General features: G+C 40.1%; 13 protein-coding genes. 7 read left to right on the plus strand and 6 right to left on the minus strand.

All coding sequences use genetic code 11. The features are described 5' to 3' along the window. Positions 1-56: 56 nt before the first annotated feature. Genes yidD through A379_RS09075 form a run of 3 tightly spaced genes read right to left on the minus strand, consistent with a single transcriptional unit; the run spans position 57 to position 4,331 of the window. Positions 57-323, minus strand: coding sequence for a membrane protein insertion efficiency factor YidD (gene yidD, locus A379_RS09065; RefSeq protein WP_040727628.1), 267 nt, complete (start codon positions 321-323; stop codon positions 57-59). Beyond that, a complete protein-coding gene (locus A379_RS12795) occupies positions 316-3,117 on the minus strand; it encodes an EAL domain-containing protein (RefSeq protein ID WP_051145128.1) in 2,802 nt (933 codons plus the stop codon). The genes yidD and A379_RS12795 overlap by 8 nt, the downstream gene beginning before the upstream one ends. Then, positions 3,114-4,331, minus strand: a complete 1,218-nt coding sequence (locus tag A379_RS09075) for an ABC transporter substrate-binding protein (protein WP_040727629.1) — start codon at positions 4,329-4,331, stop codon at positions 3,114-3,116. Before A379_RS09075 ends, A379_RS12795 begins: the two co-directional genes overlap by 4 nt. A gap of 217 nt (positions 4,332-4,548) precedes the next feature. Here A379_RS09075 and A379_RS09080 point away from each other — a divergent pair, with 217 nt between their 5' ends. The 4 genes from A379_RS09080 to A379_RS09095 all read left to right on the plus strand — a co-directional run bounded on the left by A379_RS09080 (position 4,549) and on the right by A379_RS09095 (position 9,580). Continuing rightward, positions 4,549-5,904 carry a dihydroorotase gene (locus A379_RS09080; protein ID WP_040727631.1) on the plus strand — a complete coding sequence of 452 codons (1,356 nt, stop codon included), beginning with the start codon at positions 4,549-4,551 and terminating at the stop codon, positions 5,902-5,904. 185 nt (positions 5,905-6,089) lie between these two features. After that, positions 6,090-7,289, plus strand: a complete 1,200-nt coding sequence (locus tag A379_RS09085; protein WP_040727632.1) for an EAL and HDOD domain-containing protein — start codon at positions 6,090-6,092, stop codon at positions 7,287-7,289. Positions 7,290-7,439: 150 nt separating this feature from the next. Next, complete coding sequence (locus A379_RS09090) at positions 7,440-8,810, plus strand: NAD-dependent succinate-semialdehyde dehydrogenase (RefSeq protein ID WP_040727633.1); 1,371 nt, start codon at positions 7,440-7,442, stop codon at positions 8,808-8,810. A 2-nt stretch (positions 8,811-8,812) separates the two neighbouring features. Continuing rightward, positions 8,813-9,580, plus strand: a complete 768-nt coding sequence (locus A379_RS09095; protein WP_040727634.1) for an EI24 domain-containing protein — start codon at positions 8,813-8,815, stop codon at positions 9,578-9,580. 73 nt (positions 9,581-9,653) lie between these two features. Here the strand turns inward: A379_RS09095 and A379_RS09100 are convergent, their stop codons facing one another. Together A379_RS09100 and ppnN are read right to left on the minus strand one after the other, a co-directional pair. Further along, a complete protein-coding gene (locus tag A379_RS09100; RefSeq protein WP_040727636.1) occupies positions 9,654-10,898 on the minus strand; it encodes a DEAD/DEAH box helicase in 1,245 nt (414 codons plus the stop codon). Between the two features lie 104 nt (positions 10,899-11,002). Next, positions 11,003-12,373 carry a nucleotide 5'-monophosphate nucleosidase PpnN gene (gene ppnN, locus A379_RS09105; RefSeq protein WP_040727638.1) on the minus strand — a complete coding sequence of 457 codons (1,371 nt, stop codon included), beginning with the start codon at positions 12,371-12,373 and terminating at the stop codon, positions 11,003-11,005. Between the two features lie 46 nt (positions 12,374-12,419). Here ppnN and A379_RS09110 point away from each other — a divergent pair, with 46 nt between their 5' ends. The 3 genes from A379_RS09110 (at position 12,420) to A379_RS09120 (ending at position 16,129) form a co-directional block, all read left to right on the plus strand. After that, positions 12,420-13,523, plus strand: coding sequence for an AI-2E family transporter (locus A379_RS09110; RefSeq protein ID WP_040727641.1), 1,104 nt, complete (start codon positions 12,420-12,422; stop codon positions 13,521-13,523). A 60-nt stretch (positions 13,524-13,583) separates the two neighbouring features. Beyond that, on the plus strand, positions 13,584-14,666 hold the full coding sequence (locus A379_RS09115) for an MBL fold metallo-hydrolase (protein WP_040727642.1): 1,083 nt from the start codon (positions 13,584-13,586) through the stop codon (positions 14,664-14,666). Between the two features lie 911 nt (positions 14,667-15,577). After that, positions 15,578-16,129 carry a DsrE family protein gene (locus A379_RS09120; RefSeq protein WP_040727643.1) on the plus strand — a complete coding sequence of 184 codons (552 nt, stop codon included), beginning with the start codon at positions 15,578-15,580 and terminating at the stop codon, positions 16,127-16,129. Between the two features lie 142 nt (positions 16,130-16,271). On the opposite strand, the gene folE2 is transcribed toward A379_RS09120, so the two are convergent. Continuing rightward, positions 16,272-17,231: a GTP cyclohydrolase FolE2 gene (gene folE2 / locus A379_RS09125; RefSeq protein ID WP_040727645.1), complete on the minus strand. Its 960-nt coding sequence runs from the start codon at positions 17,229-17,231 to the stop codon at positions 16,272-16,274. Positions 17,232-17,318 lie beyond the last annotated feature (87 nt).

Consider the following 17,318-nt stretch of genomic DNA (forward strand, 5'->3'; position numbering starts at 1 on the left):
TGACAAGTTATCATCTTAGACTAGGTGCTATGTAAAAGCCGTGTTTGCAAAAAAACTTAATCTTTGGATTTATTTTTTTCGCAAGCGGATTTGCAGCCACATTTTGGAACAGGATCAACGCCTCCTGGGTTGGCAGGATGGCATCGTCCAATGCGTTTAATGGCGAGCCAAGAACCACATAAAACACCGTGGGTTTTTATGGCTTCAATGGTGTAGCTTGAGCAGGTAGGGTAAAAGCGACATCTTGGCCCAAGGAGTGGGCTGATAAACAGTTGGTAAAAACGCACCAATAATACAATTAGCCAACCAATTGGATTACGCATTGTTTGAGTCTATGGATAAATGGGCTTGCTTATGAAAAAAATTGCGTTGGTTTTTTTGTAGCCAGGATTCTAAATCTTGAATGCTAAGTGGTGAACTGATGAAGTAACCCTGGGCAATATTGCATTTTAATTTTTGCAAAAACTTTAACTGTTCTTCGGTTTCAACGCCTTCTGCGACCACCTTCATGCTTAAGCTGTGAGCTAAGTTTAATATGGCGGTTGTAATGATAATATCTTCTTCATCGATAGGAATGCCATCAATGAACGATTTATCAATTTTTAAGATACTTAAAGGGAACTTTTTAAGGTAGCTTAAAGAAGAATAGCCTGTTCCAAAATCATCAACCGAGAGGCCAAAACCACTAGAGCGAATTTGGTTAAAACGATTGATATTCTCCGTGACATTATTCATAACCGTGCGTTCGGTTAACTCAATTTCAAGTAGGTGGTTATGAATGCCTGAGAGTTCCATCAGCTTTCTTACAAAACCTAAAAAATACGGGCTTTCAAACTGAACGCTACTGACGTTCATGGCAATGTGTAGCGAATCAAATTCGGTATCTTTCCAGGCCTGTAGTTGCGCAATACAGGCTTTCGTGACCCACTCGCCTATCGTGAGTATCAATTGGCTCTCTTCAGCAATAGGGATGAACTTATCGGGGGCCACAAAGCCTAGTACGGGATTGTTCCAGCGTATCAACGCTTCTACACCAATGATAGCGCCAGTTTCTAAGTTGATTTGCGGTTGATAAACCAAGTTAAACTCATCGTTTTGGATAGCCTTTCTTAGATGTTTTTCAATTAAGCTTCTTTCTGCAATGCTCTCTTCCATGGCGTCGTGATAAAGCGAATAGGTGTTTTTCCCTAACGCTTTTGATTGATACATGGCGGTGTCGGCGTGTCTAAGCAGGGTGTCCACATCTTTACCATGTTCAGGATACATGGCGATACCAATACTGGCAGAAACCTGTAATTCATCTTCTGCAATTTTAATGGTTCGTTCAATTTGATTAAGAATTCTTAACGAGATTTGAGAGCTATTTTTTTCATCCACGTTTTTGAGTAGGATGACAAACTCATCGCCACCAAAACGACAAATATGGTTATTGCCATGGTTGCCCCTTAAACTGTTTTGAATGCGTTTAGCGACGACTTTGAGCAGTTCGTCACCAATATTATGCCCAAGCGTATCATTCACTTGTTTAAAGCCGTCAAGATCTAAAAACAGAAGGGCTAAATGTGATTCTGGCTGGTCATTAATAAACTGGTCAACAGCTGTTTTGAAAAAAGTGCGATTTTCGAGTTGAGTCAAAGAGTCGAAATAGGCCATTTTTGTAATGGCTTCTTCGGTTTGTCTTTGGTAAGTAATGTCTTTGATAAAGAGGCTGATTTCGGTATTGTCTCTAATCTTGAGTACCGATGTGGCGATTTCAGCTGTTATTGGTTTGTGTGCACTATCGTGCAAAATACACTCAATTTTTCGGGAACCATTATGCTTATCAATATTATCTATATTGAGCTGAAGTGTTCTGTAAAACAGTTCAATCGCCTGTTGTTTAGAATCACTGTCTTCTATATCAATTTGCAAATTCGTGTCAAAGATTAAGCAGAATACGCATTCACCAAGCGCTTTGGATTTGGGGTGCTTGAATAGGGTCTCCGCTTCGGGATTCCAATCAATAATAAAACCCTCTTCATTTGTGATGATGACAGCGTCTTGTGAGGTCTCTATAATTTGCGACAATCTCGTTTGTGTAAGACGAAGGTTTCGCGTATAGCGTATAAGTGTAAATATGAGGGTTACCAATAAAAAGTAGAGTAAGCTAGCAATTAAAATCACGATCAATAACGCGATTTGATCGATTTCTGATGGGTGCAAGGTTCTGGTGATTTTAATGGTTTCTGATGATGAGTTTGTAGGCAGTAAGATTGAAGTTGAAAACGGTAAGTTAAACCAATTATCGGACAAATGCTCATAACTATCATTGGCGACTTGTATTGTGTGTACTGAGCCAGCTTGATTAAAGCTGATTGTGGTATGTGCACGATCAAAAAAATGGGATGCTTGCTTTAGTAGATTTTCTTCTAGGGGCTCTAATATAAATACGACTCCTCTGACCTGTTTCAATCTTTGTTCATGCGTCATTAAGTCAGGCGAGTTCAAAAAGACAGGCGTAAAGATAAGCTTTTGTACTTGATGGGTTCTACTTTCAGTTAAAAGTAGAGTTTGTGGTTGATTATTTTTGATGGCGACTTGAAATGTATTCACCAAACCTGGAATGGAGAAAAGATCCTCCGATAAATAGGTAGAACGTTTTGGGTCGAGTGGTGAAACCATCGTGACAGTTAAAAAACCCAGTTTCTCATTACTTTCTTGTTCTTTAAAGAAGTGTCTATTTGAAATTGAAAAGGATTCGTATCCAAGTGCTTGCATATTCGACTCAACAGCTGGTTTTTTGTCACGAGAAATTAAGTCTGCCAAACCTATGGTAGCCCCATTTTTGATATCGATTAACCCCTGAGAAAAGCTTCTAAAGTCAGAGTAGGACTTAATGGTTTGCGATGTATAGTACTCAGAAAGAGCCGTTAAAACGGTTTCTGCACGTTTTTGTTGAATATCTTGTTGGTTGGTGAATGCAATAGCATATTGTTGAAATTGTTCTTTATGTTCTTGGTATTGATGAGCAATTTCAATGACAGATGCGATAGATAACCATAAGAAACCCAATACAAAAATCAGGAATTTCTGTTTTATTGAAGTTTCATAAAAGGTTTGCATGAATAAGTTTTTCAATGAGCTACCTTTGCATCATAAATGATGGACTTTGAAAAAACGTTTTCAGGAAGCTCTTTTTTAAAAGGTCTAGCAAACTCTTTATTAATCCATAGTTGGACGTTTTGATTTGGTACAACTGCAATTTCGCTTGGAGGCGTACCCTTTAAAATTTCAAGTGCCGCTTGTCCAGCCCAAACACCTTGTTCATCAGGAATCTTATTAATACCTACAGCAACATAAGGCATCATCCAATCTTGTGTTGTGAAAGAAAGTTTATGGTTGTGTTGTAAAGCCCAGTCAATATTTTTTTGATGATCCCAGGTATTAAAAGCGGCTCGGTTAGAAAAATAGATAAGGTCGATATCGTCACTTTCCTGCACCTTTTTATAGACTTTACGCCACTCATTTTCATCTTGTATTTGATAAGCCTGATGTTTAATGCCAAGTTGATCTGCGAGTTGCTTAAATTCAATAACATCTTTTTTGGCCGTCGTTCCATTGGAGGTTAGAAAGGCCACTCGAGTTTTTGATGGGCTAATATTAAACAAGAGTTTTAATAAATATTCTGTCGGGTTTTTTTCAATCATACCCGTGGTATTTTTATACGGAAGGTTGTAGGTTGATCCTGTGTTATTTACCCCGCAAAATACAAATGGAATACGGCTGTTTTTATAATGTTTTTCAAGTACATACTTGGTAGCGTTGTCATCTGAAACAATCACAACATCGGGGTTGTTGGACGCAATAAAATCAATCGCTTGTACCCCAATTTTTTCAAGTTCACTCTCTTTAAATACTTGTTTGGTATTCATAAAGAAAGTTTTAAGTTCACATTTGTCATTCAAGCTTTGTCTTATGCCTCGTTCTATTCCATTCTGCCAAGGGTAACCAGGTGCATAAGAAGCGATATATAGGCAAACTGGAAGCTTTTTTTGAGTCTCAACGGGGCTTTCAAAGAATGGCTTATCGGTTTTGGATTGCGGAACTTGTGTAAATGCACTCGCTGAAAAAGTCACGCTACAAAGCACGACAAACAGCACTTTTTTCAAAGAAAGTGCTGGCTTGAAAAAGAGGGGGGGTATGCAGGTTTCTGAGTGAAAACAAGGGGGATTAGTGTTGGTCATTAAGCCATTTAGTGCTTTATGAAATAGATTGGCTTTGCCTACTTGGCTAGGGTACTTATTATTAGCTATAAATCGTAAAATACGTTGATATATTCTAATAATTAACACTTGATGGCATCCCTGCTGTCTAAAGGCGTAGTGAATTTACGTTGAGAGTGAAAAACAAACAAAATCTTACAATGAATCAAGCTAGAATAGCAAATAAACAAGCAAATTCGGCCATTTTTTTGCAGTGCTAGTTAAATAGAGGTAGTTAAATCTCCTTGTTTACTTGCTGGAGAGTCAGAACGGCTGAATTATTGAGTCGAATTTAAAGGAAATCATTATGTCGAAATTTTCGAACACCCACTCACAACAACTCCTTATTTCACAAGCAACCATCGTTAACGAAGGAAAGCAATTTGTTGGTGATGTATTGATTGAGAATGGACGAATCCAAAAGATTGCGCCTAAGATTGAAGTTGGAGCCGATAAGGTGATTGACGCATCAGGATTGATGTTGTTGCCAGGTATGATTGACGATCAAGTGCATTTTCGTGATCCAGGTTTAACTTCTAAAGGTGATATTGCTACTGAATCAAAGGCGGCTGTAGCTGGAGGGACAACCAGCTTTATGGATATGCCGAATGTTAAACCAACAACAACGACCATTGAAAACCTAGAAGCAAAATACCAAATTGGTGCTGAAAAAGCATGGACAAACTACTCGTTTTATTTTGGTGCGACTAATGACAACCTGGAAGAGTTAAAGCAGGTAAATCCTAAGAATGTCTGCGGTGTTAAAATCTTTATGGGGGCGTCAACGGGTAATATGTTGGTGGATAGAGAGCAGGCGCTTAGAGATATTTTTACCTACAGCCCAACCTTGATTACCACGCATTGTGAAGATACTCCGATGATTAAGGCGCAAGAAGAGAAATATCGTGAGCAGTACGGGGATAATATTCCGATGTCAGCCCACCCTGAAATTAGATGCCGTGAAGCTTGTTATAAATCATCTTCTTTTGCCGTACAGCTTGCCAAAGAAACGGGGGCCGATTTACATATCTTGCACTTAACTACCGCCGAAGAGATGGCCTTGTTTGAACCGGGGCCTGTTAAGGGTAAAAAAATTACAGCAGAAGCGTGTGTTCATCACTTGTGGTTTACTGAAGAGGACTATGAAACACGCGGTACTTATATTAAGTGCAACCCTGCCATTAAAAAAATGTCAGACAGAGAGGCTATTCGCCAAGCGGTAAGAGAGGGACGGATTGATATTATTGCCACCGATCATGCGCCACATACCGATGAAGAAAAACAGAACAGTTATTTTATGGCTCCAGCAGGGTTACCGCAGGTACAACAGTCATTGTCTGCCTTATTAGATATGGTGCATGATGGCGTGTTTGATCTTGAGACCATTGTTCAAAAGACAGCGCATAATGTGGCGATTCGTTACCAAATTGAAGACCGTGGTTATATTCGAGAAGGTTATTGGGCCGATTTGGTCTTAGTGGACATGAATAAACCTCACGTGGACGATAAAGCGCATAATTTATATAAATGCCAGTGGTCACCGTGGGAAGGGCATACCTTTAAGTCTAGCGTAATCAGTACGATTGTCTCTGGAGAGCTAAAGTATCACCAAGGTGAGTTTGCCGACTTTACACCAGGACATCGTCTGTTATTTGACCGTTAGTGTGTTTGATTAAATACCCCCTATGTGGGGAGTAGGCTGCCCGTTGGTTCATCTATTTAGCGGGTAAAAATATGTATTGCTGTATTGGCTTTACGTTGAATTTTGTTAATATGAGTTTAATAGCTAGTCAAAAGGCTTTACAACGAGCCATTGATTAAAAAAATAATAGATAAGGTAGTGTAACTATGTCAGAAGTATTCATTGGAAGACAGCCAATTTTAGATAGGGATATGAATGTCTTTGCTTATGAATTACAGTTTCATCAAGGGATTAATCCTAATAATAAAACGCTTCAAGCCACCGCTGAACTCATAAAAGAGATAGAAGATAATATTGGTTTTCAGTCGATTGTTGGCAATCATAATGTGCTACTAAACCTACCCAAAGAACTTCTTAAAAAAACCGCATTGCCGCAGTTTGATACCCATTACCAACTCGTTTTAGAGATACCCAATAACATCACCAAAGATGTTGATGTATTGCGTCATTTAAAAGAGTTAAAAGCCGATGGTGCGAGCATTGCGCTAGATGATTTTATTGATGATGAGTCCAGTATTCGTCTTGCCAGTATTAGTGATTATGTGAAAATTGATCCAGAATCGCATAGCGAAGTTCAAATCAGAAAAATGCTTGCAGATTTACAAGATAAAAATATCAAAGTCATTGCGGAAAAGGTAGAAACAGAAGAGATGTTTCTCTATTTGAAAAAGCTTGGCTTTGATTATTTTCAAGGTTATTTTTTCACTAACCCACTCATTATTAACGGGCAAAAACTGAGTGGCAACAAGCTTACATTGTTGCAACTTTTAGCAAAAGTGAACGATTCCAATACGGATTTTGCAGAGCTTTCGGATATCATCTCTCAAGATGTGGCATTAAGCCATAAGCTGTTGGTGGCGATTAACAATCCAGCTGCTATGATTCCTATTAGAGTGGAAAGCGTGGCCGATGCCGTCAAGTATATGGGCATTAAACGTTTAAAGTTTTGGGTGAATATGTTGATGCTGTCGAGTATGGAAGATGTTCCACAGGAGTTATTAACGACGTCATTAATGCGCGCTAAGTTTTGTGAGTTATTGGCAGAAGCATCAGGCTATTCCAGTGATAAAGACAGTTTCTTTTTAGTGGGCTTATTCTCAAATTTAGGTGCTTTCTTTAAAACGCCAATTGATAAAATTGTGGCACAAATGCCATTAGCAGAAGACCTGGTCGAGGCATTGGTTGATAATGAAGGTCCAATGGGTGAAGCGCTTAAAGTACTGGTGAGTATTGAGCGCGTTAATTCCACCTTAGAAAGCTTGCATTATGATGGTTTAAGTATTAATCAGGTTGGCAAAAGCTTTATGGCAGCCAATGCTTGGGCTCAACAGGTTATTGCTGACTGAAGAGTATAGGCAATAGTAAGTTTGCATCAATATGGGTATTTCCCTAACAATTAAAGATGACAATGTAAGTCGGTTATTATCCGGCTTTATTTGTTTTTAGAAGCCTGTGAAAGGCTAACGGTAAAGAACCGTAGAACAAGGAGTAAATTCATGGCAATGCGTTCAATAAATCCAGCAACGGGTGAGTTATTAATTGAATTTGATACATGGGATGAAGAGACCTTAGAGTACACACTCACCCAAGCGGGGTATATGTTTGAGGATTGGTCAAAATTAACCCCTATTGAAGATCGTTGCATGATGATGAAACGGGTAGCAGATGTTTTAAGAGATGATATTGAGCCTTTAGCAGAACTGATAACCTTAGAAATGGGAAAGAGCATCAACGAAGCGCAGGCTGAAATTGAAAAGTGTGCTTGGGTTTGCGATTTTTATGCTGAAAACGGCCCCGCGTACTTAGCCGATGAAACAATCGAAACAGATGCCAGTAAGAGTTATGTTGCTTATTTACCCTTGGGTGTGGTGTTGGCTGTTATGCCATGGAACTTTCCTTTTTGGCAGGTTTTTCGCTGTGTAGCTCCAGCGCTTATCGCAGGAAATGTTGCTGTGTTAAAACACGCATCAAACGTACCTCAATGTGCATTAGCGATGGAAGAAGTTTTTCGTAAAGCAGGCTTTCCAGACCACGTGTTCTCAAACTTAATGATTGGTTCTGATTTGGTCGAAAATGCGATTCGCCATTCAGCCGTGAGAGGGGTCGCATTAACGGGGAGTGAACATGCGGGTCGTACAGTGGCTAGTATTGCAGGTGCTGAACTCAAGAAAACCGTTCTAGAATTAGGTGGTTCAGATGCGTTTATTGTATTGGATAGTGCCAATATAAAAGAGGCGGTTCAAGGCGCGGTAAAAGGGCGTTTTCAAAATATGGGGCAGAGTTGTATTGCCTCTAAACGTTTTATTGTTGACCAATTTATTGCCGATGACTTCGTAGCACAGTTTAAAGAGGCGATTGAAGAAAAGTTTGTGGCTGGAGATCCAATGGATCCAAATACCACGCTAGCACCGATGGCACGCCAAGATTTACTGGATGAATTGCACGAACAAGTAATGGAATCTGTTGAGTTAGGCGCCAAAATTGTCACTGGAGGCTACCAACTTGACAGGCCTGGTTGCTACTATGCGCCAACCATTTTGACCGATGTAACCAGTAATATGCCCGCCTTTAATGAAGAGTTTTTTGGCCCCGTTGCGATTGTGATTAAAGCCTCTGAGCCTGCTCACGCTTTGGGCATTGCCAATGGGGTTGATTTTGGTTTGGGTGGTTCTATTTGGACAAATGACTTAGCCACCGCAGAGACCATGGCACGCGGTATGGAGTCTGGAGCGACGTTTGTGAATAACATCAGTTTTTCAGACCCTAGAATGCCATTTGGGGGTGTGAAAAATTCAGGTTATGGTCGAGAATTATCTGAGCATGGCATCCGAGAATTCACCAATATAAAATCTATTTGGATTAAGTAACTATGTTTGATTTACTGTTTAAGACACTCTCTGATTTAAAAGAACCCGCTATTTTATGGCGTTTGTTTGTTCCCTTTGTGGCCGCCATTATTTTGGTCTCTTTAATGGGCTATGGTATTTTTGGTGTTTTCTTGGTGAGTGATTTTGTAACACAAAACCCAATTGTTGCTGAAGTAGGAGTTTGGACAGAAGAAGCGGAGCAAACCATTGGTGCTATTCCTTTTATTGGCGGTGCACTCATTTGGATTTTAGGCATGGTGGTTGCGGTGATTGCAGGGATTTTGGGGGTTTTATTGGGGAGTTACCTCATACTGCTTTTTGCCATGATTATCACGGGCTTTATGACGGATAGCTTGGTAAAAGCGGTGCATGATAAACATTATCCGCATACCGATTATTCGGGGCATGGCACGATTTTGGGTATGATTTGGAAGTTATTGGTTTACGGTTTCTTGTTATTGTTACTCTTTATTGTCACGATCCCTATGCTCTTTATTCCGCTAGTGAATATTGTGTGGTTCTGGTTGCTTGGCTTTATGTTTTTTAGATATTCTATTGTGTTAGATGTAGGGCAGGTCATTTTGCCTGAAGCCATGTTTAATCAAGTAAAACCAATGACAAATTGGGCGCCAACGAATGCATTAGCCGCCCTGTTCTTATTGAGTACCTTACCCTTAATTGGTTTGTTTGTTCCAGTACTAGCGGTTATTGCTTTGTCACATCATTACTTTGACCATTTATCGACTATGCCAGTAAGGGATGAGGCCTAAAAGCCAATAGTAGATAGAAAACATAAAGAAACCTACCAGGCCTGGTAGGTTTGAATTTTTAGGCAAGCGTTAGTTACTGTTTCTTTTTCGCTTTTTTAGCGGGCGTTTTCTTAGCACTCTTCTTGGTACTTTTCTTAGGCTTCTTTTTTGTAGTCGCTTTTTTTAGAGCATCTTTCATTTTAAAGTTTGGCTCTAATCCAGCAATTTTTGCTTCTGGCAATTTCTGTTGTAGATGGTATTCAACACGTTCCAAATTGGGTAAATCGTGACGCTCTACAATATTAATGGCAACACCCACTTGTTGAGCACGGCCAGTACGACCAATGCGGTGAATGTACATATCGCCTCTAAATGGCATGTCGTAGTTAATGACATGAGTGATATTTAACATGTCTAAACCACGCGCAGCAACGTCAGTAGCCACTAATATTTTGATTTTACCTGACTGGAATTTTTGCATTTTTTCTAAACGCACGGCCTGAATAAAGTCGCCATGTAGAACTTGTGCCGAGAGGTTTTGGGACTGTAGATAATCGGTTACTTCAATCGCGCGTTCTTTTTTGTTGCAGAATACTATGGCACTTTGGCAACTCGGGTCACTGAGTAGACTGGTAAGAATAGCTTGTTTGTGCGCTTTGTCATTGGCTAAATAAACCGCTTGTTGCACCTGTACTGATTGTTGATTAGGTGCATCAATTTGCACCACTTCTGGGTTGTCTAAGACTTCGTCTGCAAACTTTGCGACCCCTGAACCGCTTAAAGTGGCAGAGAATAATCCAGCCTGAAAATCTCCTGGAATGGCTTCTATTAACGCTCTAACCGTTGGCCCTTGACCCATGTCTAACATACGGTCGGCTTCATCAATAATCAGCATTTCAATGTCTGATAAATTAACGGCATCCTCTTCCATAATTTTGGCGAGACGGCCTGGAGTGGCCACAATAATGTCACAAGGTTTTCTTAGGGTTTCTATTTGCTGACTCATCTTAAAACCGCCTGTAATAATGGCGGTTGGGAAGTCGCAATTTGTACTCAGTTGTTTGACGACTTTATGTATTTGAAAAGCCAGTTCTCGGGTTGGTGCTAATAATAAAACTCTAGGTTGGTTACTACGTTGTGGTTCATCTAACAAAAACTGCAGTACAGGCAATACAAATGCAGCGGTTTTACCCGTACCCGTTGCAGCACCTGCTAGTAAATCATGACGTTCCATAAGAATGGGAATAGCGGCCTCTTGAACGGGGGTCGGCTTGTGGTATTTTTGTTGTTCAATAGCGTCTAATAAGACGTCATCTAAATCCAGTTCTTCAAAAGTCATGTAAATCTCAGTGTTATGACCAGGCTTTTTACCAGGCCTGGTAGTTTAGAAATCTCGAATAGAATCGAGATAATCATATTTGTCTGTTTTGCTTTGTGAAAAGCTTATTTGTGTATTTTATAACAAGGGTGGTACTCACTGGTATCTAGTTTCATACGTTTTTGTTCTACAAAGGTTTGTAGCAAGCTGTCCATGGCTTGCATAATTTCTTTATCGCCATGAATCTCGAAAGGGCCGTGGTTCTGAATTTCCCTAATTCCATCCGCCTTTACATTCCCCGCCACAATACCTGAAAAGGCTTTACGTAGTTGGCTGGCTAATAGGTGAATAGGTTGGTCTTTATATAGGTTGAGTGCGGCCATGTTTTTATGATTTGGTTCAAAAGGTTGTTGGTGTTCTAATTCTAAAGTAAGGCGCCAGTTGTAGTAGTAGGCGTCGCTACTCGCTTTGCGGTCTTGTCTTACCACTTCCATCTGTTTTTTCATATAAGTGGCGACATCACGAGGGTGGTCAATAATCAGTTTAAGTTTATCAAGCGCTGGTTTGCCTAAAGTGACGTCTAAAAAATGCATAACTTCAGTAAAGTAATCCTGGGTTGATTCATCTCCTGTAAGAATAACAGGGAGAGCTAAATCTTGGTTTTTTGGGTGTAATAATATGCTCAGTAAATAAAGCAACTCTTCCATCGTGCCTGGACCACCTGGAAAGATAATAATGCCATGCCCTAAACGTACAAAGGCCTCTAGGCGTTTTTCAATATCGGGCATAATGCAAAGCTCGTTTACGAAGGCGTTAGGGGCTTCGGCAGCGATGATGCCTGGCTCTGTCATGCCAATATAGCGGCCATTTTGGTAACGCTGTTTGCCGTGACCTAATATGGCGCCTTTCATTGGGCCTTTCATGACACCTGGGCCGCAACCTGTACAAATATCGAGATTACGCAAACCCAGTTCATAACCTAAATGTTTACTGTACTGATATTCGTCATTTGGTATGGAGTGGCCTCCCCAGCAGACGACAATATTTGGCAATTCATTCGGTTTCATCAGTTGCGCATTACGTGCGATATGAAATACTGCATTAGTAATGCCATGAGAGCTGTTGAGGTTAAGTTTCTGGCTGAATAACACTTCATTTCGTGAATAAATTAAGTCGCGAATCACCGCAAACAGGTGTTCTTTTAGACCCACAATCAGTTGGTTGTCTACAAATGCATGTCGTGGGGCATTTTTGATGATTACTTGAACACCTCGACCTTTAACCGCAACACTGATTGAGAAGTCAGGGTATTTTTCAAGTAGTGCCAATTCGTTATCGGCCTCTGAGCCTGTGTTTAATACCGCTAAAGCACAACGCATTAAAATTTCGTTTAAACCCTCATCAGACACATCGCAAAGCTGTTTGGCTTCACGGTAAGACAAAATTTGTAAGGAGCCTTCTGGGCGAATAATGATTTCTTCAATATCGGTATTCATGGTAGGGTACACTTCATTCCTGATTGCTATTTTTATGGGGTTTATTATGCGTGACAATCGTCCTTATGAGGAAGGTTTTTTAATGATTTTAATGGTTCTGGCTTTGCTAGGACTGATTTGGTTATTTGCGCCTTTTTTAGAAGCGCTATTTTTTGCGATGATTTTGGCGACGGCCAGTTATAAAGGCTATCAACAGTTATTACCGCATTGTAAAAACTCAGAAAGCATGGCCGCATCAATTATGAGTGTTGCGGTATTTGTGGGCGTGATTGCTCCCGTGACCTATTTATTGGTAGAAGTCAGTTTGCAAGTAGGTGGGCTAATGAGTAATGCCCAGGCCTGGTTAAGCGCTCAAGATGCCGAAAGTCTAGCCAAATTTAACCAATCTATCTTAGGTTACCTACCCATTTCAGAAACAACACAAACTGATCTTTTAGCCCAGCTTAAAGCGCATTCCCAAAAGATTTTAGGTTTTGTTCAACAGGCAACCGTTTTCTTACTTGAGGGGGTATTGGGAACAACCTCCTCTTTTATTACCTTTTTAGGTTTGTCGGTTTTTGCGCTGTTCTTCTTTTACCGTGATGGGCATAGTATTGCTCACCATATTAAAATTCTTTCACCCTTAGAAAATTATTACGACTTGATGATTATGAATCGCTTTTCCTCATTATCTACGGTGTTAACCCTAAGTGTGGTGGGGATCGCGTTGATGCAGGGGGTATCATTTGCCATTGTGTCTTGGGTGTTAGGTTTGCCAGGCCTGTTTATTGGAATGGCCATTGCCGTTACCTCCTTTATTCCTGTGGTGGGAGCCGCTTTAGTTTGGATTCCGATTGTGATTTATGCACTGATTCAAGGTGACTACTTAACGGCAGTGATAATCACTTTTTGGGGTATCGTGATTACAGGGTTTGTTATTGATAATATCGCCAGACCTTTAATGATTAGCCGTTTAACCAAAAGTTTAGGTGTGGCAGGTGAGGGCTTGCAGGTGGCGAATCATACTTTAATAACTGTGCTATCCACCTTTGCTGGATTACTACATTTTGGTGTTATTGGTCTGTTTTTTGGCCCAGTGATTGCCGCTATGGCGATTACGATATTTGATGTTTATGAGCATAAAAATTCTCATTCATTAGATAGAACTTAGTGATGAGTATTGTGATTAGCTTGGTGTTATGATTGGGTTAATAACAGAGGAGTGAAAAAAATGCAGAAATTAATATTAACCGCTATTTTATCCACACTAAGTATCAGTGCTTCAGCACAAGAAGATTTATATGTTCAGGGTTTTGCAGCTTGGGAACAAGAATTGAAAGCAATGGGCGATGATATTTCTGCTCATGCAACCTCGGCTTATGTAAATGATGTTAGTGGCGTCATTAAAAAGCAGGGTTATATTGGTAGTGAATTACCCCTTCCTAAAGCCACTAAAGTGATGGATGGTGTCTATACCATTGTAGGCAGTCAAATTTGGCATAACCCATCCAACTTTGGTCTAAATAACAATATCTCTTTTATTATTTTCAAAGACGGTGTTTTTGTCTTTAATGCGGGTGCAAACCCAGCGATTGCTTATAGTGTTCACCAACAAATTAAACGAATCACTAATAAGCCTGTTAAATGGTTAGCCGTTGAAAACAATCAAGGTCATGCTTATCTAGGAGCGAGCTATTGGGTAGATGTAGGGGTCAAAAATCTCTACTCTAGCGCACAAGCTAATGACCTGTTTAATCGAGCGTTTGACAGAGAATACCAAGAGTGGGGTGAACGAGTCGGTAAAATGATTACCCACACCGCACGCAATGTCACCGACAAATTTACCGTATTTGACGGAAAAATGACGATTGATGTGGGTGGTGGTGAAACCTTTGAATTAATTGATTTTGGTCCAGGTCATACTCCCGCCTCAACCAGTGTGTATGTACCCAGTAAAAACTTATTTTTATCAGGTGATTTAGCGTTCAATGAGCGTATGCCCGTTATGTTTAACTACACCAATAGCTTTGAATGGATGGCTTCCTACGACAAAATGATGAAGACTATTCCTGCAAACGCCAAGGTTATACCAGGGCACGGTACACCAACCGATATGGCCACCGTAAAAAAACAGACTTATGATTACTTCCGTTATCTGCAAAAAGCGATTAAGCCAATTGTTGAAGCTGAAGGCACCGTAGAAGAGGCCGAAGCAGTGGATCAATCGATGTATAAAGATCGCCCTGTATTTGACCAGGCGGCAGAAAATAATGCGAGAAGGATATATAACGAAATCCAAAACGGTTACTTCTGATTTGAGGCTTATTTTGAGCCACTCGTTGTTGGCATTCGTTCACATAGCGGTGCTATGCTTCTCTCATGCCGCCTAGATTGGCTTCAAAATAATCACTCAAATCATTTACGGGTTTGATTTATCCACTTCTGCGTTAAGTTAAAGTTTGTTCAGTTTTACTAAACTTCACTTTAACTTGCCTTGAATTGAATCAAAATAATCACTCAAATTTTATTGGTTTGTTGTAGGGCACTCGTTGTTGGTATTCGTTCACATAGCGGTGCTATGCTTCTCTCATGCCGCCTAGATTGGCTTCAAAATAATCACTCAAATCATTTACAGGTTTGATTTATCCACTTCTGCGTTAAGTTAAAGTTTGTTCAGTTTTACTAAACTTCACTTTAACTTGCCTTGAATTGAATCAAAATAATCACTCAAATTTTATTGGTTTGTTGTAGGGCACTCGTTGTTGGCATTCGTTCACATAGCGGTGCTATGCTTCTCTCATGCCGCCTAGATTGGCTTCAAAATAATCACTCAAATAAACGGGCTTGTGGTTTGTTTCGTTGATTACTCTATTGCTGAATTTACCAGGCCTGGCAGGTTGTATTTCTTTCAAAAAAGCCAATTTAAGACACGCTCTTGAATTGGCTTTTTTATTACCGTTAATTATTCTTTTTTAAGTAGGCATGAAGCATTATTTGTTCTTAATTCTCTCTAGGTTTTTAAGGGTAAAAACTTTGGTTGTTACTTATACATGAGGCGCTATCTTGGTAAACATTTAACGGCATAAGGTGCGTTCAATTTCCACACTATACTTCGACTAACTGCGCCATTAGATAAGTGTTTAATAATGCATTCGCTTAAATAGGCATGTGGTTTTAAAATGAATGGTGGCGGTTTAGTTAAGCATATACAACGGTGGATGAGTAATGAAGACGTTATTGTTAGGTGTATTTTTGAGTGTATTTGTATTTTTTACAAATGCGTGGGCGCAAACACAAACTCAGTATGATATTCATCCCGTAGTGCAAGAGATTGTGGCTCAGTCTAATGCTCCAAGTGGGGTGGTATTTGATATAGAGACTTTAGAGTCAGGTGTGTTGCCGCAACTCTTGCCATTTGTTAAACACCAGATTCAACTTATCCGCCAGCGTTTTCCTGATGTGGATGTGGCCGTGGTATCGCATGGTACTGAGCAGTTTGCATTGCAAAAAAAGGCGAGCGTGGATAATACATTACTTCATCAAACATTTAGCTCTCTAGTTAGTGATGACGAGGTGAGTTTGCATGTGTGTGGTGCAGTCGCTGGTTTAAAAGGGTTAAGCCAAGAAGATTTTGCCGATTTTGTTGAGGTGTCGGCCTCGGGTTTAGCGCAAATTAATGATTATAAAGCGCTTGGTTTTATTGTGATTCCAATCAAACAACTTACTTCTAAAGAGCGTAAGGCATTATTTGATGAGCCTCAAAAGTATCTGCCTTAATTTAGGTTAATGCAATTCAAGTATTTGAACTTATGAAAATCTACCAGGCCTGGTAGGTTGTTTTGAATACAAAAAAGCCGATTTAAGTATTACTCTTAAATCGGCTTTTTTGTGTTTTAAGCTTTATTGAAATGCTAAAGCGTTACATTGGATCCATTAGGTTTGGATCATCGATGTAACCGTTTTTAATGCCTTTAGTCACAATCGCTACTGCATCATGCGGGTGTAGGCTTTCTAGGTGGTTTACGCGTACCCAAAAGTCTTGGTACTCTGCACAAGCATCCAATTTAGATTGTAAACGTCTTGATGCATCTTCACAGAACATTAAGTTTGAAGCATTTAAGCGGGCAAACTCTTGTTCATCTTCACGTTTAACGGTGGCTTGAACAGGTGTTTGTAATGCATCTTCAATATGGTTAATGAGTTCAGAAATTTCTAAATGATCACTTTGAGCCACTTTGACTTTGACTTGAGCATAAGAACGTTGACTGTGTGGTGTTGCATTGATACCTTCAGGTGTACCTAACCAGTCAATCACGGTATTGTAATCAATCTCTTTACCAGAAAACTGTGCTTCAAACGCTTCTTGAATCAACTGACGAGATAGTGCGGCTGAACAAGGGCAGGTTGATGAGTAAGGTACCGAGATCGATAATTCACATTCAAATTGACCGTTGCGTACTTCACCACGCAATGTGGTTGGGTAGTGTTTCCAGCCGCTATTATCACTTTTCAATGAACGACGACGCTCATAATAGTCAAACTTGAACTCAACAAATGCATTAGCACTTAATCCATGGTGAGATTCAATAAAAGCATCCAAAATGGCTTTAACACGAAGAGGTGTTAAGGATTCTTGTGTGGCCATTTGGTCTAGTAATAGGTACAAGCGAGACATGTGAATGCCTTTGCTATGCGGATCGTCTAAACTGACGTAGGCTTGTGCTTTAGATGATAAACGAACATCAGTCGCATCACTATCACTCGCTTGAGCTTGCTTGACGAGGATTGGGAGTTCAATACCGCTCATTCCTACCCAGTTAAGTTTACCTTGTGGGCCATGGTGCGGTTGACACGCGATATCGGGCATGTGCTTGGTCATGCAATTTCCTTCGGCTTTAGTGGAGTTTTGGTGGGGCGCTTAATGTACCATTAGCGTTATTATCAACATAACTCACTGAAATAATTA

The sequence above is a fragment of the Thiomicrorhabdus sp. Kp2 genome (assembly GCF_000478585.1).
GTDB lineage: Bacteria > Pseudomonadota > Gammaproteobacteria > Thiomicrospirales > Thiomicrospiraceae > Thiomicrorhabdus.

Bases quoted from the DNA above. Each gene is read 5' to 3' on its own strand.
- yidD (WP_040727628.1), bottom strand. From the start codon at position 323: ATGCGTAATCCAATTGGTTGGCTAATTGTATTATTGGTGCGTTTTTAC.
- A379_RS09080 (WP_040727631.1), top strand. From the start codon at position 4,549: ATGTCGAAATTTTCGAACACCCACTCACAACAACTCCTTATTTCACAA.
- A379_RS09085 (WP_040727632.1), top strand. From the start codon at position 6,090: ATGTCAGAAGTATTCATTGGAAGACAGCCAATTTTAGATAGGGATATG.
- A379_RS09090 (WP_040727633.1), top strand. From the start codon at position 7,440: ATGGCAATGCGTTCAATAAATCCAGCAACGGGTGAGTTATTAATTGAA.
- A379_RS09095 (WP_040727634.1), top strand. From the start codon at position 8,813: ATGTTTGATTTACTGTTTAAGACACTCTCTGATTTAAAAGAACCCGCT.
- A379_RS09100 (WP_040727636.1), bottom strand. From the start codon at position 10,898: ATGACTTTTGAAGAACTGGATTTAGATGACGTCTTATTAGACGCTATT.
- ppnN (WP_040727638.1), bottom strand. From the start codon at position 12,373: ATGAATACCGATATTGAAGAAATCATTATTCGCCCAGAAGGCTCCTTA.
- A379_RS09110 (WP_040727641.1), top strand. From the start codon at position 12,420: ATGCGTGACAATCGTCCTTATGAGGAAGGTTTTTTAATGATTTTAATG.
- A379_RS09115 (WP_040727642.1), top strand. From the start codon at position 13,584: ATGCAGAAATTAATATTAACCGCTATTTTATCCACACTAAGTATCAGT.
- A379_RS09120 (WP_040727643.1), top strand. From the start codon at position 15,578: ATGAAGACGTTATTGTTAGGTGTATTTTTGAGTGTATTTGTATTTTTT.
- folE2 (WP_040727645.1), bottom strand. From the start codon at position 17,231: ATGACCAAGCACATGCCCGATATCGCGTGTCAACCGCACCATGGCCCA.